The organism is Aliiglaciecola sp. CAU 1673, assembly GCF_029223185.1.
Taxonomy (GTDB): Bacteria; Pseudomonadota; Gammaproteobacteria; order Enterobacterales; family Alteromonadaceae; genus Bowmanella.
The window spans coordinates 50419-76454 of record NZ_JARHUG010000014.1 but is presented as its reverse complement, the minus strand read 5'-3'; the positions used below and the strand labels follow the sequence as shown (position 1 = coordinate 76454).

Here is a 26036-nt window from a genome sequence, read left to right as displayed (position 1 = left end):
ATTGTCCAGATACTGACCACTCACGCATTTGTTGGCAAAAAAGGGGTTGACGCTCAAAGGGGGGATCAGCATAATACGCGCCACTCAAAGCGAGTACCAAAGTGGCTACGTAGCTCAGCTGGTTAGAGCACAGCACTCATAATGCTGGGGTCGCAGGTTCGATTCCCGCCGTAGCCACCATTTTATGCGGAAGTGGTGAAATTGGTAGACACGCTGGATTTAGGTTCCAGTGCTTCACGGCGTGAGAGTTCGAGTCTCTCCTTCCGCACCATGTTGGGGTGTCGCCAAGCGGTAAGGCAGCGGGTTTTGATCCCGCCATGCGTTGGTTCAAATCCAGCCACCCCAGCCATTCTCTTCTTTGGTATAATTCGTTTTAGTGCCCAATTGGGGTGTCGCCAAGCGGTAAGGCAGCGGGTTTTGATCCCGCCATGCGTTGGTTCAAATCCAGCCACCCCAGCCATCTTCTGAAAAGCCGGTCAATGACCGGCTTTTTGCTTTGTTGATTTTGCCACTGCTCACCAATCCCTTGCCACCCGGCCGGCTTCTCTGCGACTATGTCGGATAAAAGAACAAGAACGCAAAATCCTGATGTTTATCCACGAAATTGTTAATGCCATTAATGGCGTGTTATGGGGCGGACTGCTAATCGTCATTCTGGTCGCTACCGGCCTGTGGTTTACCTACCACCTCGGTGCCATCCAATTCCGCCAATTCTTCCATATGTTCAGCCTGATGAAAGGCAGCGGCAAAAGCGATAAAGCCGGGATCAGCTCCTTCGGTGCCTTATGCACCAGTCTCTCAGCCCGGGTTGGCACCGGCAATCTGGCAGGGGTGGCGGTCGCCATTTCCTTAGGCGGCGCCGGCGCTATATTCTGGATGTGGATGATTGCCCTTTTGGGTATGGCCACCGGCTTTGCCGAAAGCCTGTTGGGCCAGTTGTACAAGGTTAAAGATCGCAACGGCGAATATCGTGGTGGCCCTGCTTATTACATTCAGCAAGGACTTAATCAGCGTTGGCTGGCCATCACCTTCTCACTCTGCCTGTTTATGGGTTATGGCTTTATCTTCAGCGCCGTACAGGCAAACTCCATTACCGATGCCTTAAATCATGCCTATGGGGTCTCAACGCTAAACGCAGGCGTGGTCATTATTATGCTGGCCGGGGTCATTGTGATCGGTGGCCTGCGCGGCATCGCCCGCTTTGCCGAATGGATGGTGCCATTTATGGGCATCAGCTATGTGTTGGTGGCGCTCGTTATCACCGCCATCAATATCGAGCAGGTACCGGCCATGCTGTACAACATCATTACCTCCGCCTTTGGCTTACAGGAAGCCGGTGGTGGCCTGTTAGGTGCCGCCATCAAAAATGGTATTCAACGCGGTTTGTATTCCAACGAGGCCGGCTCCGGCTCGGTGCCCCATGCCGCGGCCAGCGCCACCCCTAATCCCAACCACCCTGCAAGTCAGGGCTATGTGCAAATGCTGGGGGTGTTCTTCGATACCCTGGTGCTCTGTACCTGTACTGCCATCATCATCCTGTTGGCCGGTGGCGGCATGGGCGAAAAAATGGAAGGCATCCGTATGACCCAGGACGCCATGACCTTCCACTTGGGCGAAGGTGGCACTGACTTTGTGGCCGCCGCCATCAGCCTGTTTGCCTTTACCTCGGTGGTCGCCAACTACGCATACGGCGAAAGTAACCTGCATATGTTTAAGTTGGACAATAAAATTGGCCGCAGCTGCTACACGGCAGGCTATCTGGCCATGATTTTATGGGGTGCCATGGCCTCCCTGCCCCATGTGTGGGCCATGGCCGATATGGCCTTGGGCCTGATGACAGTGATCAACACCATCGCCATTATCTGGCTCACCCCGACTATCGTATCTGTCAGTAAGGATTACCTTGCGCAACGTAAACGCGGCCAAACCCCGGAATATAAAACCGGTAACTGCCCTATTCAGGGTGAGACGGAAAATGGCATTTGGCACGAGTCTGGCGACTCGCGCCCGTGAACGCGTTTTAAGAAAGGGAGTAGTATGTCCAGTGTCGACTTTCCCAAGGAAGTCAGGGATCACCTCTGCACTAAGCTGCGGTGCTATTTGATGGAAGAGCTAGATGTGGAACTGGGCCAGTTTGACGCCGAATTCCTGCTGGATTTTATCGGCAAGGAGTTCGGCGCCTATTTCTACAATCAGGGCCTGCACGACGCCCAGGCCATGTTGCAAGGACGCCTGGAATCTATCCAGGAAGCCATTGGCGATATTGAAAAGCCCACCGCCTTTTAACTAGCGAATCGTCAGCGTGAATCATTATCCGGCATGACAGCACAAATTTTATTCTTTTTCAGTGCCTTAGGCGTCTTTAACGGACTTTTACTGAGTGCTTATCTGCTACTGAAGACGCCCCGAAACCTTGGCAATGCGCTATTGGCTTTATTGCTGTTTATGCTGAGCATCAGGGTCGGCAAGTCGGTGTTTTTCTTCTTCTCTCCGGCTCTGGCCAAGATTTATCTGCAAATCGGTCTGTCAGCCTGCCTGCTGATTGGGCCCAGTTTGTATCTGTATTGCTTTTTCATAATGCGCTCAGAAACAATCAGCCGCCTACGCTGGTTACATTTTCTGCTGCCATTCGCGACGATTGTGCTCATTGGCGTCCTTTTTCCCTACCAACAGCATGAAGTGCTTTGGGGAAGCTATTTATACAAGTTGGTGAACTATGTCTGGTTTGCCTACCTGGCTTTTAGCTTTTTACTGATTAGGCCATTACTGCTTGACCTGTTTAAAGGCAATAGCCGCTTACATCCAGCACAGACCCTCTGCATAAGTGCGGCTATCGGTACAAGCCTGATTTGGCTGGCCTATGTGACCGGCTCCTATACCTCCTATATCAGTGGGGCGCTGAGTTTTTCATTGATACTTTACCTAAGCGTTCTGATTGTATTGTTTTCCCGGCGGGAGAGCCGGCAGGCAAAATACCAGGATAAGAAAATCGAGCCGGATGAAGCACAGCAGCTGGCGGCAAAGCTAACCCGACTGATGCGTGAGGAGCAGCTTTATCTCGATGCCAATCTGACCCTGGCGCAACTGGCGAAGAAACTGGGCACCAATACCTCCCGCTTATCCCAGTTTGTAAATGACAATCTCAGCAGCACTTTTCCCCACTATCTAAACGAACTGCGTATTGACCATGCAAAAGCCTTGCTGCTATCTAATAAGTCGATGAGCATGGAGCAAATCGGTGAGGCGGCTGGCTTTAACTCCCAATCCACCTTTTATAGCGCCTTTAAAAAGTTTACCGGCACCACACCTGCTAAGTTTCGTCAACAACAGAAAACAGACATTACCAATCCATAAAACCGGACTTCGGATTTATGATTTCGTACTGTCATTTGCCCTGATTTCGATACATTGCCCTTGCTTAATTCGGAGGGTAATCACTTGAAATATTTTACATTCTTATTCCTTTTTCTGGCATTACCGTGTTCAGATGCAAAGGCAATCGACAACACTAACGCAGACAGGCAAGCCATAGAAAAGGTCATTAAGCACTATTTTTATGGCAGCGCCCACAGCGACCAGGGCAGCTTGCAAAAAGCCTTTCATGACAATGCCAGGCTGTATCTTGAGAAGTCCGGCATGCCTTATTGGGAAGTCAGTGCCAAAGACTACATTGGCTGGCATAAGGAAGAAAACAGGGGCCGGTTTAATGGCCGGGTCGGACGTATCCTGAGTATGGATGTAGAAGGAGGCCTGGCCAGCGTCAAAGCCGAGATCCTGATGCCCAATAAGCAGCTGCGCTATATCGATATGTTCTTGCTGAAAAAGCTGGAAGACCAATGGCAAATCATCAGCAAGTCGGCCGCGGGCACTCACAGCGCTAACAATGGCCAGCGCATCCTGTTTATCCTGTCCAGCGCCCACTTCCACGGTGATACTGACCTACCAACCGGGGTTAGCTTCTCAGAAATAGTGAATGCCTATGAGGAGTTTATCCAGGCCGGTTTCAATGTGGACTTTGTCAGTCCTAAGGGCGGCGCCTTACCCCTGGCTTATATCAATACATCTGATCAACTGCACAAAAAGTATCTCTACGATAACGATTTTATGTATGCCATCGGCAATACGTTGCGTCCGGAGCAGGTGCAGGCTGAAAACTATCGGGCCGTACATTATGTGGGCGGCACCAACGCCATGTATGGGGTGGCCGACAATCCGCAGCTTCAGCAGATATCCATGGCCATCTATGAAAAGCACAACGGCATAATCTCGGCGGTTTGCCATGGCACGGCCGGAATTGCCCACTTAAAGCTTAAAAATGGCGACTATCTGGTCAGCGGGAAACGCATCAGTGGTTACCCGGAGGCCTTTGAAAACCAGACCAAAGCATACTTCAAAGAATTCCCCTTCCTGATCCAGAAAACCATTGAAGCGCGCGGCGGAATCTTCCTGCATAGCCCCAGAAATACTGCTCATGTGGAAGTGGATGGTCGCATTATTACCGGCCAGAACTACCTGTCCTCTGCCGGGGTGGCCAGAAAGATCATCGAACAACTCACACGGCAAGATAACCCTGCAAGCTAAGACAGCGTTCGCCTGCAAGGTTATTGATCTTAATCTTATCAAGCCGCTGTTGTGTCAGGTCGTTCACGGCCTGACATTCTACTGCCCTGAAGAGTCTCCTGTAGAGGGCATAAGTGACGGCATAAACTTGTCGTAATCTGACAAATCCAAATGCCGGACGATCTTACCGTCTTTAACTTCCAATACGCGGATAAAATCGGCAAACAGGTGGACACGTTGATCGGCGCTGGCATCCGGGCTGAGATCAACATCGGCACTGCCAATCATATGGATGACCAGGGTGCCTTTGCTGCTGCTCACCTTACGGATATCGAACTGCATATTATGGTAACTGCCTGACATTGAGCTGTACGCAGTGGCAAGATGCGTTTTGTTTTGATTGTGAACGCCCCAGGTAGGATCGGAAAACCGCACGTTCTCATCCACCAGCGCCATGGCCTGTTCAACCTGTTGAATATTGAGGAGGTGGTTGTAAGTCAGAGCAACTTCACGTTGTTCTGCTGTGGTCTCTGGCCAACCACCGGCCTGCACCAGCGTGGAAGTAACAAAGCCTAGTAGCAACAAAATTGATTTCAGTTTCATCTTTATTCTCCGTTTGACGACACTGACATCAACCTATCGAATGCGGGCCTTGTAGGCGTTAATCCCTATCGGGCATTAGCTTAACGGAAGTTTACCTTCCCTTTTAAAAGAGGCTACTTCATTGATTTTAAGTGACTTTCATGGCTTTGGCTGGAAACAAGCTGTTTCCGCCAGGCGCTGGGCGTAAGCCGGGTGCGCTTTTTAAATGCATTGTAAAACGTCACCTTATTGTTATATCCCACGGCAAAACAGATATCGGTGACAGCAATTTCGGGGTCTGCCAACAAGGATTTGGCATGTTCTATTCGGTGCTGATTGATGTAGTCATAAAAGGTCATGCCTAAGTGGTCATTGAGGATCTGGGACAGGTGGTGCTCAGACATCTTCAACTTCCCGGCCAATGACTTCAGGGTTAATTCGCTATCCAGATAAAGCTGTTCATCCTGCATCGTCTTTTGCAGTTTTTGCAGATAATACCTGGCGCTGTCTTCGCGCAAGCCCGACTTCTGATATTTAGTCACATCAGTTTTGTTGATGGGTTCACCGTGCAACAGTATCGGTTGTTTGAGAGCACCATAAGCCATACAAATCACATAGACCACCAGCGCCGTGATCATGCTGTTGTGCATCATCAGCCAACCGGCGCCCATCCACTGCGCCCAGCTTCCGAGCACCGCATCCAGTACCAGCAGTGCCATCAATCCGAGGGTTAGCGCATTGAGCCAGCGAAGTTGGATATGCTGAATATCACAGAAGCGGTTTTTGAGGCTCTTGCGGTATTGATTGATAAGCCGGGTCGACAACATGCCGTAAACCAGAATCTGTAAATACAGCAGGTTGAATATTCTGGGCTCGGGGATAAACAACATCGCATTATGACCGGAAAGCATCTGGCCAGATAACGCAGAGAAATAAACTGGAAAACAGTTTGCCGCCGCCAGCAGCAACGGCAAAAAATGCCAAAGCCAGGAAGGCTGTATCTTGTCATCGCAGGTTATCCAGCGCACATACCAGAAAAGCAATGGTCCCAGGGTAAACAACCAGGGAATATGCAACGCATAGAGCCAGTATAACTGTGGCTGATCCTGTAAGAAGGTGGTGGCCAGAGACAAACAAACTACCAGTACAAAGCCGGCCAGCAGGCGGTTGCCGTATTGCCGTCCGTTTTTCAAGGTAAGCAACAGGAAGACCAACAACAGGCCAATTGCCACGCCGGCACTGGCAATAGTGGTTAAAAGCACATCAACATCGCTCTATTGTTCAGGATGGACCCAGTATACCCATTTAACCAAAGGTCACTAACAGGCAATAGTGCCTTTACCTTGGGTAACCTAAGGTAACCCGTCTCATTGCATAACAGGGCATAGCGGCAGCTTAAGTTGCAGAGTGTGGCCTCTTGTCCGGGCAGGGATTAAGCGCCATGCCCAAATTCCCCGCCCCCGGACAACCCAGTACTACTGCAACACTGGTTCTACGCCTGCACAAATTCTGAGACCGTCCGGACAAGAGGGTTCCTCAAATTTTTGTCGGGTCTGAATCCTCCATTCCGAGCCAGCTGACTCTGTGCATGAAGGTTGTAAGAAGCCCAGAGGAAACATTGACGAAAAACGAAAAACAATGTGGCAAACTTTGCAAGTAGGCCATGGCAAAAGGCCTGCAAAGCACTGCACCGATAACAAGATGGTTAGATGCACAAGCAGTGGGATAATAAGTTTTCTATTGAGGTAACCTCAGGTAACCCGCGGTAACTGGCTTCCTGGCAACACAAAGAATAGGGTAGGTTTGACTCTACCCCGAACAAGGAAAAATATATGTTTGTGCGCTTATTCAGGCAGTGTCTGATTATTACTCTGGCTGCCCTGTCGATGCCATCTATGGCTGGGAACGACAATATCCATTACTTTGCCAAGTTGGCCGGGGTCATCACCCCTTTGCTTGAATACCGCCCGCGTGGCGAGATTGACGCAGAACAAGCCAAAGCACTCCGCCACTACCGGGTCACCTATGATAACCAAGGCAGATTGACCAGTATGGCTTTCTATCAGGGCGATACGCCATTATCCGCCGCCTATTATAGTGCCCATGAAGTGCGCTATAGCTACCATGAACAGGGCCATGACCGTCGCTACTATGATGAAAATGGTCAACCGGCTACCATGTGGCGGCACTATTATCAAAGCCAGAATGTTCATCACGAAGCCTATAGAAAAAGTGGTAACAAAGTTGAATTAACCCTTTATGGACTTGATGGCGAGCCGGTTAGCGTCGGTACCGGCAGTGCTATGTTCAGGGCCGAGTACATTGCCAAAGACCAGTTTATCCAGCGCCAGTTTAAGACTGATGGCAGCGCCAATATTATCTTTGAATACCTACCCTTTGAGCAGTCTTTGATCACCGTAGACAGCAATGATCATCTTTATCAGATCATTTATCTCGATCCCCAATCCCTGAAGCGCGCAAACCATCCAACCGCCGGTTTTGCCGAAATGCGCCTGCATTTTGATGAGTTCGGGAATGAATTGGGCTGGGATTTTCGCGACATTGGCGGCCAGTTGGCCAACCGGGCGAGCAACATAACCGATGGCGGCTACGCCCAATGGCAGTATAAAATGACCTGGCAGGATCGTCGCCTGGGCCAATACACCATGTTTGAAGAATCTTACCAGACAGCCGACGGCAAGCCCTTCTGCAAAGCCAGTGGTGTCTGTCGTGTCGGCACCTTTAAAGATGAACTTGGCAACTTCACCGGCTGGCAATTCCTGAATAAAAACGGCGAATTGATTGTTGATCCCGACGCTGGCTTTGCCCGCATCGACATTGAACGTGACGAACATGGCCGTCGTCTTGCCATCAGCTACTTTGGCGACGATAACGGTCTGCGTAAGACGGGAGTTGCCGTAAGTCGCTTTAGCTACGACGAGGCTGGCAACGCCATAGAAACCCAGTTCGACCACCAGGGCCAACCCATTCAGCCTGAAGACGAAGCCGCACCATAAAGGGCTAACCAGCTGTCGATCATCGACAGCATCATCTTTTTCTCCGGATATTGGGCCAGTATATACTGGCCCGTTTTTTCCATTTCATGTTGAAGACCAAAATAACCAGCCAGCAAATAGGCAAGTTCCGCTTCAAAGGGGCGCCATTGCGGCAGGCTAAGCTCATTAAAGTAGCGCTTTACTTCCTCATTAAGCTTTTGGTCTTTTCTCCAATCCATTTTTAGTATTTGCAATGGGCTGTCGGCCAGGTACTCAAGAACCGATTGAACTTCCCCATTAAACAAATGAGCAGCAATATAGTTGAGCGGATACCAATCAGGTGCCACATCCTGTGCCCAGCGGACCTGCAACCTGGCTTCGCTGAGTTCCCCATTAATCAAATGCACCATGGCCTTATACCAAAGCACCACGTTACGTTGCGGGAAACGCTGTTCGGCCAGTTGCATTAAGAAACGACTTTGCTGTTTTTCGCCATTCAGCGCGTAGGTAAGAGCAAGCACGTGCAAGTCGTATGCATGGGTGAGTGAAATGGGCGCATCATCAAGCACTTTGAGGGCTGCTTTGGCATCACCTTGATTGACCAAAAAGTATTTAGCCAGGGCCACATGATTATCCACATTACCATCAAGATGCTGTTCGACCGCCTTAACCTGGTTGTTAAGGGCCATCATCTTCGATGGCGTGCGCTTTTCAAAGGGTAAAGAACGAACCTCAAGGCCGAGAATATCCAACAGCGCCCCCTGGCTTGGATTATTGTCCGCCTGCAATTGTAAACTGCGGGTGAAATAGGTTTTCACCTTGTCAGTCGCACCGCCTTGGTAATAAATGATTTTCCCTTTCAGGTAGAGGGCATAAGCCTCCGATTGATGCATTTCTGCGTTTAGCGGCAATGCCAGGGGCACATCGAGAATGCTGGAGAGCTCAGCTAACACCTGCAACACAAAGTCATGGATATCCTCATCGATTAGGGCTTGTTTCTCCCATAACCTTGCGCCCGACTCATCCTCCAGATGCATAGTTAATTGCCCTTTCCCTGATACCTGATAACGCAAAATCAAGTCAGCAGAGACAGGCGTTGAATACAATTGGCGAACGTCGAAATAAGGCGTGAGCGATCCCAACAAGCTGGTACGCAGCACTTCATTAATAGATTGGATTTGCAGCCCTTGCTGCGATTGCGGATCGGTTTGTTCTACCAGGGTCAAGGTGATTGTCTGTGGCCTTTGCCACCACAAAATCACCGCAATCAGCATCCCCAGCGTGGCGACGATGACCGTTGGCCATCTGAGCAGGGTCGCCAAACCAAGGCTTTTCCTAGCCTCTGCGGGGCGGTAGCAATAGCCCTGACCTGGTAGCGTTTCGATACCGCCTTCGGCGTCTTGTAACAAGGGGGAGAGTATTTTGCGAAGTTCGCTGATAGCTTTTTTTACTGCGCTGTCGGTAAGATATTGCTGCTGCCAAACCTGCGTCTTTAACGCTTCCACGCTAAAAACCATTCCAGGCTGCGTGACAAAATGGGTAAGCAGTTTGGCATGAAGGGGCTTTAGCGCATGGGAAACATCACCATGACGCAATTGTCCGGTTTTACTATCAAATTCTCCCTGACCAATAGGAAACGGTTGCAATGAGGTTCTGCATCCCTGTGATTAAGACATTGCCTGGCAGTCTACCAGCGCCATGTCGGTGTTAGAAGGCCAGAAAACTTAAGCATTGGTCATACTGTCGCACTCACAGTCCGATGGCATATTTCATCACCTTATCTTTAATCGGCCCACTACGCTCGGCCAGTGACAGCGCCAGATTACGGGCAAGGCGCAATGGCGCGATATCATTGCTAAAGCCCAGGTAGAAAGCATCCATGGCCGACATCATGATCAGGTTATCCGGGCGGCGTTTACGCTCATAGCGTTTTAAGGCGTTACCAAGTGCTTCGCTATCGCCGGCCTCAATGCCATCCAACTCGTTCAGTAAACAAGCCACATCCTTAAAGCCCAGATTCAGTCCCTGCCCGGCCAGTGGATTAATGGTATGAGCGGCATCGCCTACCAACACCACATTGTTTTTCACATACTGATTGGCATGCATACGGGCCAGGGGAAAGGCCGCCGTATCCAACACCTCAAAATCCACCAATTCTGGTGGGAAAGCAGTCTTAATTGCCGCTTTCAACTGCGCCGGTGACAGTGACTGCAATTCACGGATTTTATCTGCGCTGTCGTACCACACCAAAGAGGCGTAACCATCATAAAGGGGTAAAAATGCCCGCGGACCACTGGGATGAAACTCCTGCCAGGTAATATCCTGCTGCGGGGCTTGGGTTTTTACTGAAATCGCCATGGCTTGCTGGCTATACTGCCAGCCACTGGTGCCGATACCGGCCAACTCACGCACTTTGGAGCGCCCACCATCGGCGCCAATGATCAAAGGAGCTTCCAGTACCTGATGATCGCTTAAGCACAGGCTGGATGGCTTGCCAACAGACAATTGGCTAACTGCTGCATTAAACCAGGTCACCGTGGAGCAGGCTTTGAGGGCCTCGAGCAGACCTAACAGTAATATGCGGTTTTCAATAATATGGCCCAGACGGCTGACATTAATTTTATCAGCATCAAACTCGGTGCGACTGCCGGGAGCTTCCCATACCGCCAAGCGGGAATAGGGACATAAACGCATGGCAGATACCGCGTCCCAGGCACCCAGCGCATCTAGCAGTGTTTCCGAAGCAGCACTGATAGCAGACACCCTTAAATCCGGTGGTTGCGAGGCTGAAAAAGGCTGCACCGGATGCGGCTCCACCACCGCCACTTGCCAGTGACGACGAGCCAGACCCAGCGCCATGGCCGCGCCAACCATACTACCGCCACCGATAATGACATCGAATTTGGTCATTTTTTATATACCGCTCAAACAGTTAGAAAAAGTTTAACACAGACTGTCGACCAATCTTTGATCTGGCGCGTTTAACAACAGTTTTTGCTACGAATGTAACAAGCCGATAGAAAGTCGGCGGTTTGACATGAACTTTTACAACAACAAAACAACCTTTTGGCTCGCAGAGGTTACATATATAGGCAAGAGGCGACATCTGTTGCCTCAATAACCCAAGCCGAGGACATTATGAACAGCCTGACTCAAATAACAGCCGTTGCCCTGATTGGCCTAAGCAGTGCGGCCTTGGCAACCGAAAACAGCGATAATCAATATAGTCGCCATACCTTTTACTACAGCACCAAAAGCGTAAATCTGGTGGAATATCATTATCTGAAAGCCAGTGAAGATATCAACGCTCGCCTGGATGCCGATATCCAGCACCAGGTGCAAGAAAATCTAAGCGCTGACGCTGACATGCAGATGATCGCTCGTACCCTTTCCACCGCCGAGGATACTTCACGTCGGATGGCTGAATAGGGCCTGACTTCCTGGATCACGGCGGCTTGTTCGCAAGCCGCGGTGATTTTTTACTATTCTGGGATGATCAATTGAAAAAGGATTACACAATGGCCATTGTTCCTACATTAGGGTTCGTATCCAAAATTGCGGCAATAAATCTTTTGCTAACAGGAGTTTGCCAGGCAAATGACATTCAGCCTCGAAGCAGTGAAAACGCTAACCTTGAAAAAGCCTTGTATTGCATGGAGATTCTGGAGAACAGGCCGGATTTAGCACCGGCAAAGCGTATCGATATTTTGCGCGAGCAATGTTTTTCAGAGCATTACATTCAACACTCTCCTCATGTGGAAGACGGCCGGGAAGCGGTGTTGGCGATATTTGCCAAACGCTACCAAAACCATCCAGATATCAGCACCTCAATCAAACGCACTGCGGCGGACGGCGATCTGGTCTGGATCCACCAGCATGTTAGGCGTGGCCCTGAGGATTTGGGTCGTGCGGTGGTCAATATTTTTCGTATGCAAGAAGGAAAATTTGCTGAACACTGGAATGTGATTCAGGCAGTACCGGCGGACTCGAAAAACGATAATTCGATGTTTTAGGACAGCACTTTGATAATCCAAAGCTAATACGGTTTGCACAAATTGGCCGATGCTTAACCTCTTCAAAATGTTACAATAAGCCCCTGATAAATTTCGGATAATCCCCCTTGCCGCCCTTTTCCGCTCCGCTGTTAGGTGCCCTTTGCCTGGTGCTGGCCGAAGCCCTGTTTGCCGGGGTCGGTGCGCTGGTCAAACACTTAAGCGAAACCGTCAGCCAAACCCAACTGGTGTTTTTCCGCAATTTGTTTGCCATGGCAGCGCTTATGCCCTGGATATTGCGTGCGGGACTTCGCAGCCTTAAAACCGATTTTTTTCACTTACATTTAATGCGCGCCACTTCAGGGCTGATTGCCATGTACTGCTTTTTTGTGGTGCTGGCCAATTTGCCGCTGGCACAGGCCATGATGGCGCTGTTGGTATCACCTTTTATTGTGCCGATAATCGCCAAGCTGTGGCTAAAGGAAGAAATCGGTCAGAAAAGTCTGATCGCCATCGGCATTGGCTTTGTGGGCGCCGGGTTTATCCTGCGTCCGGTAGGTGGCGAAGAGATGAATTTTTACATAGTGCTGGCCCTTGGCTGCGCCTGTTTGGTGGCCTTTACCAAATGCACCATTCGTCACTTGTCCGGTACCGAACCCTCGGCCCGTATCGTTATCTACTTTACCGGTCTGGCCACCCTGGTCTCTGCCGTGCCCATGCTGATCAACTGGCAGCCGATGCCGGTGGAAGCCTGGCAGTGGCTGGCGCTGATGGGTCTGCTGGCCGCCCTGGGGCAATTATTAATGACCAAGGCCTTTAAGCTGGCCTCGCCGGTGCGTATCGGTCTTTTAACTTACTCCAGTGTAATCTTTGCCGCCATATTGGGTTACTGGTTCTGGGATGAACCGGTGCATATGGGGCTTATCGGCGGCTTTGTACTGATCCTCTGGGCCGCCAACCTGACGATTCGCCAGCGCTGGTTATGGTGATATTTAAGCGAATGCTGGCAACCAAGCCGCCCTGGCGGTAAAATGCGCGGTTCGTTACCGGTTTAATCTTTTTGCGAAGGGCCTTCGGCCTTTCATTATTCTTTCTTTGTCAGGGTTGTATGAGCAAGAAACTATTTATTAAGACCTGGGGCTGCCAGATGAACGAGTATGACTCGGAGAAAATGGCGGACCTGCTGGATTCCACCCACGGTTATCAGGCCACTGAAAATCCTGAAGAGGCCGACGTGATCCTGCTCAACACCTGTTCTATCCGCGAAAAAGCACAAGAAAAGGTGTTTCACCAGTTGGGTCGTTGGAAGACGCTGAAGAAAAAGAATCCCGATCTGATTATCGGCGTCGGTGGCTGCGTGGCATCTCAGGAAGGCGAGCATATTCGCGATCGCGCCCCTTATGTGGATATCGTATTTGGACCGCAGACTCTGCACCGCCTGCCGGAGATGATTAACTCCGTCAAAGGCGACCGCTCACCGGTGGTAGATATCAGCTTCCCGGAAATCGAGAAGTTTGACCGCCTGCCCGAGCCGCGTGCCGAAGGCCCTACGGCCTTTGTTTCCATTATGGAAGGCTGCTCCAAATACTGTACTTTCTGCGTGGTGCCCTACACCCGCGGCGAAGAGGTCAGCCGCCCGGCCGACGATGTGATTTTTGAAATCGCCCAGTTGGCCGAGCAAGGCGTGCGTGAAGTCAATTTGCTGGGTCAGAACGTTAATGCCTACCGTGGCGCCAACCATGACGGCAGCATCTGCACCTTTGCCGAGCTGTTGCATTTAGTGGCTGCCATCGACGGTATCGATCGTATCCGCTACACCACCTCGCACCCGGTGGAATTTACCGACGATATTATTGAAGCCTACGCCCATATTCCGGAGTTGGTGGATCACCTGCATCTGCCGGTGCAAAGCGGATCAGACCGTATTCTGACCCTGATGAAGCGTGGCCATACGGCGATTGAGTACAAGTCTAAAATCCGTCGTCTGAAGAAAATTCGCCCGAATCTGAGTATGTCGTCCGACTTTATCATCGGCTTCCCTGGTGAGACCGATGATGATTTTCAGGCCACCATGGATTTGATCCAGGCCATCGATTATGACCTCAGCTTCAGCTTTATTTATAGCGCCCGTCCCGGTACGCCGGCGGCCGATTTGCCTGACGATGTCTCTGAAGAAACCAAGAAACAGCGTCTGTATCTGTTACAGCAGCGTATCAACCAGCAAGCCTTGCGCATTGCCCGTGGCATGGTAGGTACCGAGCAACGCATTTTGGTGGAAGGCCCGTCCCGTAAGGATCTGATGGAGCTGTCAGGACGTACCGAGAATAACCGTGTGGTTAACTTCGAAGGCAGTCCAGATATGATTGGCGAATTTGTAGATGTACGCATCACCGATGTATTTGCCAACAGCCTGCGCGGCGAAGTGATCCGCCGTGAAAAAGACATGGGCCTGCGTATCAGCATCGCCCCGCAAACCATTATCAACAAACAGGCCGCTACTTTGCCCGATGCACTGGGCGTGGGCCAGTTTATGCCAAGCTAGGAGAGTCCAGACTTGTCCAGTCAACTCGTCAGCAATGCCGTTATTTTAGAACCAAACGACCACAAGCGACTGTCCAGCCTCTGTGGTCCCTTCGATGACAATATCAAGCAGATTGAGCGCCGTTTGGGGGTGGAAATCAGCTATCGCAACAACGAGTTTAAGGTCCTGGGTAACCCCCAGCAGGCTAACGCCACCGCAGAACTGTTGAAATTGCTGTATATCGAAACCCAGCCGATCAAAGGTCTTATTCCGGACCTTGCCCCTGAAAAAGTGCATCTGGCTATTCAGGAAGCCAAGTGCCTGGAGCAGGCTGAAGCCGGTAAGTACGGCAAAGAAGTACATATCAAAACCAAGCGTGGTGTGATTAAGCCACGTAACCCCAATCAGTCTCAGTATGTGCAGAATATCGTTAATCATGACATCTGCTTTGGGGTAGGACCGGCCGGTACCGGTAAGACTTACCTGGCGGTGGCCTGTGCGGTGGACGCGCTGGAGCGCCAGGAAATCAGACGTATTCTGTTGACCCGCCCAGCAGTGGAAGCCGGCGAGAAGCTGGGTTTCCTGCCTGGCGATTTATCACAAAAGGTCGATCCTTATCTGCGCCCCTTGTACGACGCCCTGTTTGAAATGCTCGGCTTTGAAAAGGTGGAAAAGCTGATTGAGCGAAACGTGATTGAAGTGGCGCCATTGGCCTATATGCGCGGCCGCACCCTCAATGATGCCTTTATTATTCTGGATGAAAGCCAGAACACCACGGTGGAACAGATGAAAATGTTCCTGACCCGCATTGGCTTTAATTCCCGCGCGGTGATCACCGGTGATATCACTCAGGTAGACCTGCCGCGCGGCGTACGCAGCGGCCTGCGCCATGCCATCGAAGTGCTGAAAGAGGTGAAGGATGTGTCCTTTAATTTCTTTACCGCCAATGACGTAGTGCGCCACCCGGTGGTCTCACGCATTATCATGGCCTATGAAGAGCATGATCGTCAGCAGGAAGTGTTAAAACAGCAAAAAGCCAACGGCAACGACGAGAACAAATCCAATTGATAGCCACCCTTGATCTGCAATTAGCCAGTGATGCGCCGGATTTACCCGCTGAATCTGATATTCAACAATGGGTAGATGCAACGTTGCATTCTCAAGGCCTTACAAGCGGTGAACTCACCGTGCGTATCGTCGACGAAGAGGAAGGCCGTGAGCTAAACCATGAGTATCGCGCAAAGGACTACGCCACCAATGTGCTGTCCTTTCCATTCGAGGCTCCGCCCGGTATCGAGATAGATTTGCTCGGTGATTTGGTGATTTGTGCACCGGTGGTCGCCCGTGAAGCCTCAGAGCAAAACAAGCCACTTAAACACCATTGGGCCCACCTTTGTGTGCACGGTACCCTGCATTTGCTTGGCTTTGACCATATTGAGGATGCTGAGGCCGAGGAGATGGAAGGTATCGAAATCGCCATTCTCGGCCAATTAGGAATTGACGATCCCTATGCGGATCGGGAATGATAGCCCCTCTTCGTTAATATAGATTGGAGCCTATGAGCGACGACAATCCCCACTCTAGTAACGGTTCTTCCAAGTCGGGTTGGCTGGGAAAAATAGTCCAGACCCTGTCGGGAGAACCGCAAAACAGAGAGCAGCTGGTCGAAGTGATCAGCGAAGCACAGCAGCGCGAAGTGATAGACAGCGCTACCCGCGACATGATCGAAGGGGTACTGGAAATCAGTGAAATGCGGGTCAGAGACATTATGATCCCGCGCGCCCAGATCATGACCATCGGTATCGACCAGCAAGTGGCAGAATTTCTGCCTGTGGTGCTCGAGTCCGCTCATTCCCGTTTTCCGGTGATCAACGAAGACAAAGATCATATCGAAGGGATTTTGCTGGCCAAGGACCTGCTTGAGTATGGTTTCGATTCCGAAAAGGAATTCAAGCTCAGAGAGATCCTGCGCCCGGCCATTATCGTGCCGGAAAGCAAGCGCGTGGATGTATTGCTGCGTGAGTTCCGTCAGGAACGCTACCATATGGCTATCGTGGTCGATGAGTACGGCGGCGTATCAGGCTTGGTCACCATCGAAGATATCCTGGAGTTGATCGTCGGTGAAATCGAAGACGAGCACGACGCCGAGGACAATGAAACCGATGATATCCGTGCATTGAACAAATGCACCTATTCAGTGAAAGCTTTGACCCCGGTTGAGGACTTCAACGAATTTTTTTCCACCCACTTCGATGAAGAAGAAGCCGATACCATTGGCGGTATTGTGCTGCGCGCCTTTGGTCATATGCCAAGTCGCGACGAAGCGGTGGAAATTGACGGCATCGAATTTCGGGTCGCCAACGCCGATAAACGACGTCTGATCCAGCTTAAAGTGAGTCTGCCCAGAAAGGATGATGCCGAAGAACAAGGCGGTTAACCGCTACGCCCTGAGTCTGGCGTCACTTGCTCTTGGGGCAGGCCTGACGCTGGGCTACGCGCCTTTTTCACAGTGGTATTTGGTGCCATTGCTGCTGCTTGGCTTTTTTGCTTTGTTGTCAGGACCAGGCAGGGCTTTTCCTTTTCTGACCGGATTGTCTTTCGGCCTCGGCTGGTTTGGCGCAGGTGTCAGCTGGGTACACGTAAGCATTGCCGATTTTGGCGGCTTACCCTTGCTCGGCTCCTTAAGCCTGATGCTGTTACTCTGTCTCTATTTGGCTCTGTATCCCGCATTGGCCAGTTGGCTGCTGGTTCGCTTTATCAAGCTCCCCTATTGGCCCATGGCCATCCCGCTGATTTGGTATGTCACAGAATGGCTGCGTGGCTGGATGTTGACCGGCTTCCCCTGGCTATCGCTTGGCTACAGTCAGCTTCATGGTCCCTTAGGAGGCTGGCTACCTATTGTCGGTGAGACCGGCGTCAGTCTGCTGCTGGTGCTTATGGCATCGGGCGTCATGCTGCTGTTGCGTCAGCGCCATTGGCTGTCGGCTGCTTTGTTGGTAGTTGTGCCGATGATAAGCGGTGTGGTTCTGGATGGACATAGCTGGACCAAAGCCACCGGCAAGCATGCCGATGTGGTAATGGTGCAGGGCAATATTAAGCAGGAATTACGCTGGGTACCGGAACAAGACGGTCCCACCATGCGCAAGTACCTGGAGATGACCGCCCCCTACTGGGATGCCGATTTGATCATTTGGCCGGAAGCCGCCATTCCCAGACTAGAGCCCCTGGTCCCCGAGTATTTGGGTGAGCTGGACGAAATTGCCGCAGAAAACGGCACGGGCCTGATTACCGGCATCGTCAATTACAATTTTGAAACCCGCCAAGCCTTTAACCAGTTAATTGGTGTGGGCAGTTTGCACGGGGAAAAACAGGGCCACTATCGCTATATGCATACCAATCGCTATGCCAAGCACCACCTGTTGCCGATTGGCGAATTTATTCCTCTGGAGGATTGGCTCAGAGGCTTGGCACCGATTTTTGATCTGCCCATGTCTTCCTTCAGCCGCGGAAACTTCGAGCAGAATAACCTGATCGCCAATGATTATCGCCTGGCCCCCGCGATCTGCTTTGAAATTGCCTTCCCGGAACAAATGCGCGCCAACCTGCATCCCTATACGGATTTTATTCTGACCGTCAGTAATGACGCTTGGTTTGGCCGCTCACACGGTCCCCACCAACATCTGGAAATAGCCCAGGTACGCGCCAAAGAGTTTGGAATACCTGTGCTTCGCGCGACCAACAACGGCATTACCGCAGTGATTGATGCCAACGGTCAAATCATTGCAAAAGTGCCACAATTTGAAGATGCAGTATTACGTGCAGAGGTGCCTACCTACCGCGGCGATACGCCCTTTGGCGCCTACGGTGATCTATGGATTGTGCTGCTCAGTCTGGCCGGCTTTGGTCTGGCCCTATGGTTACCGCGCACCGATTGGATCTAGCTTGAATTAATGGGTCGCTTAACACTATCCTGAGAGCTTTGTAACCTCAGGAAAATCCATTGTGAAAACAGCGCGTTACCTTTCTCTTACCACTGGCATGTTAGTCAGTGCCATATCACTCACTGCACAAGCCGATATCACTGTGGTTAAAGCCGATGCCCTTTTGGATGTCAAAACCGGCAAACTACAACAAAAGCCCCTGCTTATTCTGGAAGACAACCGTATCCGTGATATCGGTGAACAGGGCAAACTGGCCATTCCCGAAGGCGCCAAACTCCTTGATCTCAGCGGGCAAACCCTGCTGCCCGGCCTGATGGATATGCATGTGCATATCACCTCTGATGCCGCTGTGCATGGCTATAAGGGATTGGCAGTATCGCTGCCAGCCGAGACCATTACCGGTGTGGCTAATGCGAAAACCACCTTGGAGGCAGGCTTTACCACCATTCGCAATGTGGGCGCCAGCGGCTATTCGGATGTGGCGCTGCGTGATGCCATTAACAAAGGCGAAGTACCTGGACCACGGATTTTTGCGTCGGGCATTCCTCTTGGGATCACCGGCGGCCATTGCGACAACAATCTGCTGCCCTATGAATATCAGGACAAATCCCCTGCGGTAGCCGACGGACCTTGGGCGGTGCGTGAAAAGGTGCGCATGAATATCAAGTACGGTGCCGATCTGATTAAGTACTGCGCCACCGGCGGGGTGCTGTCAAAAGGCACCAAAGTCGGCGCGCAGCAATACAGTCAGGAAGAAATGAATGCCATTGTTGAAGAAGCCAATCTGCGCGGCATTCATGTGGCCGCTCACGCCCATGGCACCGAAGGCATTAAAGCCGCGATTAAAGCCGGGGTGCGCAGCGTAGAGCATGCCAGCTTCCTCGATGATGAAGCCATTAAACTGGCCAAACAGCATGGCACTTACCTGTCCATGGATATCTATAACACCGAATATATCCTTGGCGAAGGTGAAAAAGCAGGGATTTTAGAAGAGAGTCTGGACAAAGAGAGAGTGGTCGGTAGCAAACAGCGCGACAGTTTTAGCCGCGCCGTCAAAGCCGGGGTGAAGATGGTATTCAGCACCGATGCCGGAGTCTATCCCCATGGCGATAACGGCAAGCAGTTTTCCCGCATGGTGCGCTTTGGTATGACACCCTTGCAGGCTATCCAGGCCGCCACTATCAACGCCGCCACTTTGCTTGGTAAAGAAGGCGAATTAGGCAGCATTGAGACCGGGAAATTCGCCGATATGATCGCCGTCCCTGGCAATCCGCTTCAAGACATCAGCCTGCTGGAGACTGTGCCTTGGGTGATAAAGGACGGCAACGTGGCCAAACGTCCTTAAACCGGCTCAGGGATAACCGCCGGACGCTTGCCAAGCAAGCGTCCGATACGTTCAAAAGGAGTCAACACGATGGCATTACCGGCCAACACCAAAGAGAAGCCCGCCAGGGTGTAACCATTCCATACAAAACCTTCAAACAGGGTGCTGAGCACCACCGCCACCAGCGGAAACAGTACGATGACGTAGCTGGCTTTTTCCGGGCCAATATTCTTCAGCATCACAAAATAACAGGCAAAGGCAATGACCGTACCGAACACCGCCAGATAAAGCAGGCTGGCCACATAAGGCAGGCTGGGATCAAAGGTAAACTCAGCGCCGGTAAATAGTGCGGTTATCGCTAAGGCCGACGTGCCGTACAACATCCCCCAGGCATTGCCCTGCAAAATACCAACGCTACGCCTTGAGTTACGCACGCTGACCATATTGCCAAAAGAGGCCACCAGGGTGCCTGACAGCGCTAATAACAGGCCCACCAATACCAGGTTGGACAGATCCAACACCTGCAGATCCTGCCAGAACAACACCACAATCCCGGCAATGCCCAAAAGCGCGCCGCTATAGATACGTTTGGCAATGGGTTTGCCGAAAAAGATACGGGTATTGATGATGTTTATCAGCAACATGGTGGAGAAGGCCACTGACGCCAGCGCCGAGGTCAGATATTGCTGCGCCCAGTACAGCAGCAGGTAGTTAAAACCGAAATTACACAGCGCCAGAAGTATAAAAAAGCCATGTTGCACCAGGTTAAAACGCATCGGCAGCTTCTTATACAGGCAATATCCCCACATCATGAGCGCCGCCATGGCAAAGCGGTAGACCAGGGAAACTTCCGGCGATACCACGCCGAGCTGGAATTCGATGGCCAGCCAGGTTGAGCCCCAAATCAGCACGGTTACCACGTAGAGTATCAGGTTTTTCATGTCAGCTTCCCCATTAGTCAGGCTGGTAATGATAGCCGCCATCTGTATACTTAACATATACAGATTTTTATAAAAGCAACCTACACAGATGGAAATAGCACTAGACCAGCAATCAGAGCGTTTTCTCTACCATCAGGTAGTGGATCTGATTTGTGATATGCAGCAAAAGGGGACTTTGCGTCCCGGCGATCGCATTCCCTCATTGCGCCAATTGGCCGAGCGCTTAGATATCAGTGTACCCACGGTCAAACAGGGTTATCTGGAATTGGAACGATTGGGTCTGGTGGAAGCCAGGCCAAAGTCCGGCTACTTCCTGTGCGCCAGTCAAGCGAGAATGAATACACCGCGTAAGCCAAAGCAAACCACCTATGCCGTACCTGTTGGCCGCCAGGAGATGATTGAACAGGTACATGCCAATGTCCATCAGCGCAGCGCCCTGCCCCTGGCCATTTGCAACCCCGTGTCTGCCCTTCCCCCGCACAAAGCGCTGGCGCGCAATATGCGACGCGTGATTTCGCTCGCCGGTGAACAAGCGCTGGGCTACGGCCCCCTCAACGGATTTCTGCCTCTGCGCAGACAGCTGGCCTTTCGCTATCTGGATATGGGGGTAATGATGGATCCGGAGCAATTGGTGATCACCAACGGCGCCCAGGAAGCCCTGACTATCGCCCTGATGCTGCTGGCCAAGCCCGGTGATGTGATTGCGGTAGAATCGCCCTGCTATTTCGGCATTTTGGAACTGATAGAAGGCTTGGGCATGCTGGTCTATGAGATCCCCGTCTGTCCCGACGACGGGCTCACAGCAGACGATGTGCAAAGAGCCCTGGACAGCCAGCCTGTTGACGCCCAACCCATAAAGGCCTGCATATTCTCCACCAGCATCACTAATCCCCTTGGCGCCAAGCTGCAGGAAGAGAACAAGAAAGCCATTGTAGAACTGCTGGAGTCCCGTGATATCGGACTGATTGAGGATGATGTCTATGGCGATCTCTACTTTGGCGAATCCAGAGGGCTACCGGCCCAGCTGTATTCACAAAAGGGCCTGGTGATTACCTGCTCATCGTTTTCCAAAACGGCTGCACCGAGTCACCGTATCGGCTGGCTACTCAGTCCGCGCTTCGCGCCGCAAGCGGCCAGATTAAAGCGCGCGCTGTCCTGTACCTCATCGTTGCTCAACCAATGGACCATGTCTGAATACATGGCCTCAGGGGAATACGAACGCTATGTGCGGCAGCTACGGGAAGTACTTAAACTCAATATGCAGCGCATGAAAGCCAAAGTGGAAGCGGCTTTTCCCAAGGAAACCCGGGTCAGCAGTCCTCACGGCGGCGCGGTGCTGTGGCTGGAACTGTCACGTAAAGTCAACGGCGCCCAGCTATTCCAGCAAGCCCTGGAGCAAGGCATCAGCGTGATGCCCGGCACCCTGTTTTCCGCCAGCGATAAATACCGTCACTGCATCCGACTGAGTTATGGTGTGTCCTGGACTCTAGACGTGGAAAAAGGCATTGAACGGTTAAGTTTGTTGGCGCGAAGTTAATAGTAAATGATTAGTTCAATACTTTTATCAATAGTTTGTATCGGATATTTGCTTATCTTTGTTTATCTCGATATTCGCGGTGAAGTCAAAACCACCCGGTGGCTTTGGGTGGGGGGAGAACAAAGCAGGTTATCGGTTATATTGTGTGCCCAATCTGGTGGTTTGAGGATTGGCGCCAGGCTTGTTGTCTACCCGTTCTTTGCATTTTTTGCCGTGTTTCCCTGGCTATTCTGACTCAGCCACTCAGAAATGCACTTCACTGTGCGCTCTGAGGACCGGACGCAGCATAGCTGCGCCAGTTAATTCGGTGTGACTGAAAGGCCGTTTGAGGAGTGGATCTGCCCGACACACCAATAACCCGTGATATATATCGTTGAGATGAAGTCCGGGTATCAGGCGTACTGATATTCGCCACCCTTTTCCAGTGCCCGCTGATAAGCAGGGCGGGCGTGGATACGCTTTACATAGGCTTGGATATTGGGGTGCTTGTCTGTGACTAATCGCCTGGCTACCGCCGCTTCCAACGGAAAGCTCATTTGCACATCGGCGCCACTGGGCTTATCCCCCACCAGCCATTCCTTACCGGCCAGTTGCTGCTCCACATAGGCCAGATTATTGGTCAGGTTGGGTCCCACAAAAGCTTTATTGACCTTCGCCACTATGCCTACGGCAACAGGCAATACCAACAGCGGTGCGTTGGCTTTGATCTTATCCAATACCAATTTCAGCAGCATCGGCGGCATCATGCTGCCTTCGGCAAAATGCAGCCAGTAGCAATAATCCTGATATGCCGGATCGTCCGCTGCAACAGACCACGCCTGGCCGCCATTGACCCGGCACAGGTAATCCACAATGGCGCCGGACTCGGCCAAGATCCGCCCGTCCACCTCCAGCAATGGTGATTTACCCAAGGGATGGACTTTTTTCAGGCTCTCAGGCGCCAGCATTGTTTTTTTGTCCCGCTGATAACGCTCAATACGGTATTCCAGGCCCAATTCCTCGAGCAACCAAAGGATTCGCTGAGAACGACTGTTATTGAGGTGGTGAAGAATGATCATGGACACTCCTTTAAAAATGTTGCCTTCATTTACGGCAAACTCACTCATGCGATCAATAAATGCAAACAAAAAAGGGCCTTGCGGCCCTTATTCGTTACATTTTAACGGCTGTTCCCAACGGAAAGCCCCGGTCCTGCATCAATGCATCCACCTTGGCGTCACGGCCACGGAAGGCTCGATAGGCATCGGCTGGATCTACCGCATTACGCACTGAAAACAGGTGTTTCACCAGCTTGGCTGCGACGTCTTTATCGTAGAAGCCGCCGGGTGCCTCAGCAAAGGCCTGGGCCGCATCAGAAGTCAGCACCTCAGCCCACATGTAACCGTAGTACCCCGCCGAATAGCCTTCACCTGAGAAGACATGGCCAAACTGTGGTGTACGGTGGCGCATCACCACTTCACTGGGCATACCCAATGCGCTTAAAGTTTCACGTTCAAAGGCATCGGGATCCAGTCCTTTGGGATCGGTCATATGCAGCTTCAAATCTATCAGCGCAGAAGCAAGATATTCAGTGGTCTTGAAGCCTTCGTTGAAGGTGGCTGCCTTCTTGATTTTTTCTACCAGCTCGGCCGGAATTGGTTTACCGGTTTCATAATGCACCAGGTAATTATTGATAACCTCATCGGTCAGCAGCCAGCGTTCCAGCAGCTGCGACTGGAACTCGGTGTAATCACGCACACCGCTGTTGAGCGTTGGGTAGGCCACGTCAGATGAGAGGGCATGCAGGGCATGACCAAACTCGTGGAAATAGGTCTCGGCATCATCCCAGGAAATTAATACCGGCTCACCAGGTGCCCCTTTCACAAAGTTGGAGTTGTTGGAGGATAGTACTGTGGTATTACCTTCAAAACTGGTGTGACTGCGATAGCTATTGGCCCAGGCCCCGGAGCGCTTACCCTGGCGCGCGAATGGATCCAGATACCACAAGCCCACCAACTCGCCGCTGGTTTTGTCTTTCACTTCCCAAACTTTAACATCGGGGTGATAGACCGGTACCTTACCTTGTGGCACCGCAGCGAAGTCAAAATTGAACAAACGGCCAGCGACATAGAACATGGCGTCACGAAGCTTATCCAACTGCAGATACTGTTTTACTTCATTGGAATCAAGGTCATAACGCTGCTGACGCACTTTCTCGGCGTAATAGCGATAGTCCCATGGCGCGATTTTGATCTTATCGCCACGGGCATCAGCAATGGCCTGCATGTCGGCGACTTCTTCCTTGACCCGGGCAATAGCGGCCGGCCACACCGACTGCATCAGATCCATGGCATTTTCCGGGGTCTTGGCCATACGGTTGGACAGACGCCATTGGGCATAATTGTCAAAACCCAACAACTTCACACGCTCATGACGTAAGGTCAGGATTTGCTGGATGATGGCGTTGTTATCGTATTCATCGCCGTTATCACCGCGATTGTAATAGGTGTTCCATACTTTCTCGCGCAGAGCACGCTCATCGGAGTAGGTCAGGAAGGGATCCATGGAAGAGCGGGTATTAGTGATCGCATACATGCCTTCTTTACCACGCTCCTTGGCCGCCGCTGCCGCCGCCTTAACAAAAGACTCAGGCAAACCGGACAGCTGTTCTTTGCTCAGATACAACACATAGTTTTCTTCGTCGGCCAACACATTGTTGGCAAACTTAGTATGCAGCTTAGACAGCTCCTGGTTGATCTCTGCATATCTGGCTTTGGCCTTGGCATCCAAGGTAGCACCGTTACTGGCAAAACTGTCATAAATCAAATAGGTCAGACGCTGCTGATCGGGACGTAAGGTTTTCAGCACATCGCTTTCATAAACGGCGCGAATACGCTCAAACAGCTTTTCATTTTGAGTAATTTGCGAAGAGAACTCAGACAATTTAGGCGCCATTTCCTGCTGAATGGCTCTGAATTCGGGGCTGGATAAGTTCGCACTCCAGATCCCGTAATAAGTGAATACCCGATCCAGGGTTTTGCCGGTCTTTTCGTAGGCCACTATGGTGTTCTCAAAGTTCGGCGCCGCAGGATTATTGGCAATGGCATCCAGCTCGGCCAATTGCTGTGCCATGCCTTCATTGAGTGCCTGCTTCACCTCTGCCAACTCCATCTTGTCAAACGCCGGCACACCACCGTAGGGTCCCTGCCATGGGGCAGTCAGGTTGTTGGCTACCGCCTGCTGTGCACCTTGTGCACTTTGGCTGGAACCGGCAAGAGTAGGTAGGGAAACAGACAGTGCGGCCGCAACCACACCAGCAACCAGGGTTGAGGTAAATTTCATGGCTCGGGGATCTCCAATTGAGCTGTTGTACTTAAGCGACAGGCCAGTCTACTGAGGAAGGCAGGTTGTGCCTAGATTTTAGGAGCAAGCCTAAACAGACTTTTCGTTAGAAAATGTAAACAAAAGGGCAAAGGGGTTGAGCCATAACGGAAAAATCCACGTAGGCACCATCAAACTGCTGCTATTTGTCGCATGGCGTTGATATCAAACATGCTTTTGTAATGTTTTCGGTGATTTGCAACACAGACTGGTGAATTTGGGTCTAACCTTTAAATGAGTGAAATCCCCCCGTCCCAGTTCATTGGTGATAAACGTCCCGGA

At 51.4% G+C, this 26036-nt stretch carries 22 protein-coding genes and 4 tRNA genes; 19 read left to right on the top strand and 7 right to left on the bottom strand.

All coding sequences use genetic code 11. The features are described 5' to 3' along the window. Nucleotides 1-103: 103 nt before the first annotated feature. The 8 genes from P2G88_RS14070 (at nt 104) to P2G88_RS14035 (ending at nt 4581) form a co-directional block, all read left to right on the top strand. Nucleotides 104-180, top strand: a tRNA-Met gene (locus tag P2G88_RS14070). A gap of 6 nt (nt 181-186) precedes the next feature. Beyond that, nucleotides 187-271 (top strand) — tRNA-Leu (locus P2G88_RS14065). 3 nt (nt 272-274) lie between these two features. Beyond that, a tRNA-Gln gene (locus tag P2G88_RS14060) sits at nt 275-349 on the top strand. Between the two features lie 36 nt (nt 350-385). After that, a tRNA-Gln gene (locus P2G88_RS14055) sits at nt 386-460 on the top strand. Nucleotides 461-588: 128 nt separating this feature from the next. Next, nucleotides 589-2013, top strand: a complete 1425-nt coding sequence (locus tag P2G88_RS14050; RefSeq protein WP_275797014.1) for an alanine/glycine:cation symporter family protein — start codon at nt 589-591, stop codon at nt 2011-2013. Nucleotides 2014-2037: 24 nt separating this feature from the next. Beyond that, nucleotides 2038-2286 (top strand): DUF2164 domain-containing protein, encoded by a 249-nt coding sequence (locus tag P2G88_RS14045; protein ID WP_275797013.1) that lies wholly within the window; start codon nt 2038-2040, stop codon nt 2284-2286. A 33-nt stretch (nt 2287-2319) separates the two neighbouring features. After that, on the top strand, nt 2320-3354 hold the full coding sequence (locus tag P2G88_RS14040) for a helix-turn-helix domain-containing protein (protein WP_275797012.1): 1035 nt from the start codon (nt 2320-2322) through the stop codon (nt 3352-3354). 84 nt (nt 3355-3438) lie between these two features. Beyond that, complete coding sequence (locus P2G88_RS14035) at nt 3439-4581, top strand: nuclear transport factor 2 family protein (RefSeq protein WP_275797011.1); 1143 nt, start codon at nt 3439-3441, stop codon at nt 4579-4581. Nucleotides 4582-4659: 78 nt separating this feature from the next. On the opposite strand, the gene P2G88_RS14030 is transcribed toward P2G88_RS14035, so the two are convergent. After that, a complete protein-coding gene (locus P2G88_RS14030) occupies nt 4660-5163 on the bottom strand; it encodes a nuclear transport factor 2 family protein (protein ID WP_275797009.1) in 504 nt (167 codons plus the stop codon). Nucleotides 5164-5276: 113 nt separating this feature from the next. Next, nucleotides 5277-6404: a helix-turn-helix transcriptional regulator gene (locus tag P2G88_RS14025; RefSeq protein ID WP_275797007.1), complete on the bottom strand. Its 1128-nt coding sequence runs from the start codon at nt 6402-6404 to the stop codon at nt 5277-5279. A gap of 570 nt (nt 6405-6974) precedes the next feature. Here P2G88_RS14025 and P2G88_RS14020 point away from each other — a divergent pair. Then, the gene (locus tag P2G88_RS14020) at nt 6975-8159 is read left to right on the top strand and encodes a hypothetical protein (RefSeq protein WP_275797005.1); all 1185 of its coding nucleotides are present in this window, start codon (nt 6975-6977) and stop codon (nt 8157-8159) included. Here the strand turns inward: P2G88_RS14020 and P2G88_RS14015 are convergent. Further along, complete coding sequence (locus P2G88_RS14015) at nt 8132-9784, bottom strand: winged helix-turn-helix domain-containing protein (protein WP_275797003.1); 1653 nt, start codon at nt 9782-9784, stop codon at nt 8132-8134. The genes P2G88_RS14020 and P2G88_RS14015 overlap by 28 nt on opposite strands. A gap of 103 nt (nt 9785-9887) precedes the next feature. Then, nucleotides 9888-11048 carry an FAD-dependent monooxygenase gene (locus P2G88_RS14010; RefSeq protein ID WP_275797001.1) on the bottom strand — a complete coding sequence of 387 codons (1161 nt, stop codon included), beginning with the start codon at nt 11046-11048 and terminating at the stop codon, nt 9888-9890. Nucleotides 11049-11276: 228 nt separating this feature from the next. Between P2G88_RS14010 and P2G88_RS14005 the strand changes: the two genes are divergently transcribed. From P2G88_RS14005 to P2G88_RS13965, 9 genes are all read left to right on the top strand, one after another. Further along, the gene (locus P2G88_RS14005; protein WP_275796999.1) at nt 11277-11567 is read left to right on the top strand and encodes a hypothetical protein; all 291 of its coding nucleotides are present in this window, start codon (nt 11277-11279) and stop codon (nt 11565-11567) included. Nucleotides 11568-11656: 89 nt separating this feature from the next. Beyond that, nucleotides 11657-12151 carry a nuclear transport factor 2 family protein gene (locus P2G88_RS14000; protein ID WP_275796997.1) on the top strand — a complete coding sequence of 165 codons (495 nt, stop codon included), beginning with the start codon at nt 11657-11659 and terminating at the stop codon, nt 12149-12151. Nucleotides 12152-12258: 107 nt separating this feature from the next. Next, nucleotides 12259-13119, top strand: a complete 861-nt coding sequence (locus P2G88_RS13995; protein ID WP_275796995.1) for a DMT family transporter — start codon at nt 12259-12261, stop codon at nt 13117-13119. Nucleotides 13120-13238: 119 nt separating this feature from the next. Continuing rightward, nucleotides 13239-14672, top strand: coding sequence for a tRNA (N6-isopentenyl adenosine(37)-C2)-methylthiotransferase MiaB (miaB, locus tag P2G88_RS13990; protein ID WP_275796993.1), 1434 nt, complete (start codon nt 13239-13241; stop codon nt 14670-14672). 12 nt (nt 14673-14684) lie between these two features. Continuing rightward, the gene (locus P2G88_RS13985; protein WP_275796991.1) at nt 14685-15719 is read left to right on the top strand and encodes a PhoH family protein; all 1035 of its coding nucleotides are present in this window, start codon (nt 14685-14687) and stop codon (nt 15717-15719) included. After that, nucleotides 15716-16177: an rRNA maturation RNase YbeY gene (gene ybeY, locus P2G88_RS13980; protein ID WP_275796989.1), complete on the top strand. Its 462-nt coding sequence runs from the start codon at nt 15716-15718 to the stop codon at nt 16175-16177. The genes P2G88_RS13985 and ybeY overlap by 4 nt, the downstream gene beginning before the upstream one ends. Before the next feature lie 32 nt (nt 16178-16209). After that, on the top strand, nt 16210-17088 hold the full coding sequence (corC, locus tag P2G88_RS13975) for a CNNM family magnesium/cobalt transport protein CorC (RefSeq protein WP_275796987.1): 879 nt from the start codon (nt 16210-16212) through the stop codon (nt 17086-17088). Next, complete coding sequence (gene lnt, locus P2G88_RS13970; protein ID WP_275796985.1) at nt 17066-18592, top strand: apolipoprotein N-acyltransferase; 1527 nt, start codon at nt 17066-17068, stop codon at nt 18590-18592. The genes corC and lnt overlap by 23 nt, the downstream gene beginning before the upstream one ends. Nucleotides 18593-18689: 97 nt before the next feature. Beyond that, nucleotides 18690-19937: an amidohydrolase family protein gene (locus P2G88_RS13965; protein ID WP_275797103.1), complete on the top strand. Its 1248-nt coding sequence runs from the start codon at nt 18690-18692 to the stop codon at nt 19935-19937. On the opposite strand, the gene P2G88_RS13960 is transcribed toward P2G88_RS13965, so the two are convergent. After that, nucleotides 19934-20857: an EamA family transporter gene (locus tag P2G88_RS13960; protein WP_275796983.1), complete on the bottom strand. Its 924-nt coding sequence runs from the start codon at nt 20855-20857 to the stop codon at nt 19934-19936. The genes P2G88_RS13965 and P2G88_RS13960 overlap by 4 nt on opposite strands. Nucleotides 20858-20945: 88 nt before the next feature. On the opposite strand from P2G88_RS13960, the gene P2G88_RS13955 reads away from it, so the two are divergent. Then, entirely contained in the window at nt 20946-22394 is a 1449-nt protein-coding gene (locus tag P2G88_RS13955; protein ID WP_275796981.1) for a PLP-dependent aminotransferase family protein, read from the top strand. Nucleotides 22395-22786: 392 nt separating this feature from the next. On the opposite strand, the gene P2G88_RS13950 is transcribed toward P2G88_RS13955, so the two are convergent. Together P2G88_RS13950 and P2G88_RS13945 are read right to left on the bottom strand one after the other, a co-directional pair. Continuing rightward, nucleotides 22787-23452, bottom strand: coding sequence for a glutathione S-transferase (locus P2G88_RS13950; protein WP_275796979.1), 666 nt, complete (start codon nt 23450-23452; stop codon nt 22787-22789). Nucleotides 23453-23546: 94 nt separating this feature from the next. Next, entirely contained in the window at nt 23547-25715 is a 2169-nt protein-coding gene (locus P2G88_RS13945; protein ID WP_275796977.1) for a M3 family metallopeptidase, read from the bottom strand. Nucleotides 25716-26036: the final 321 nt, after the last annotated feature.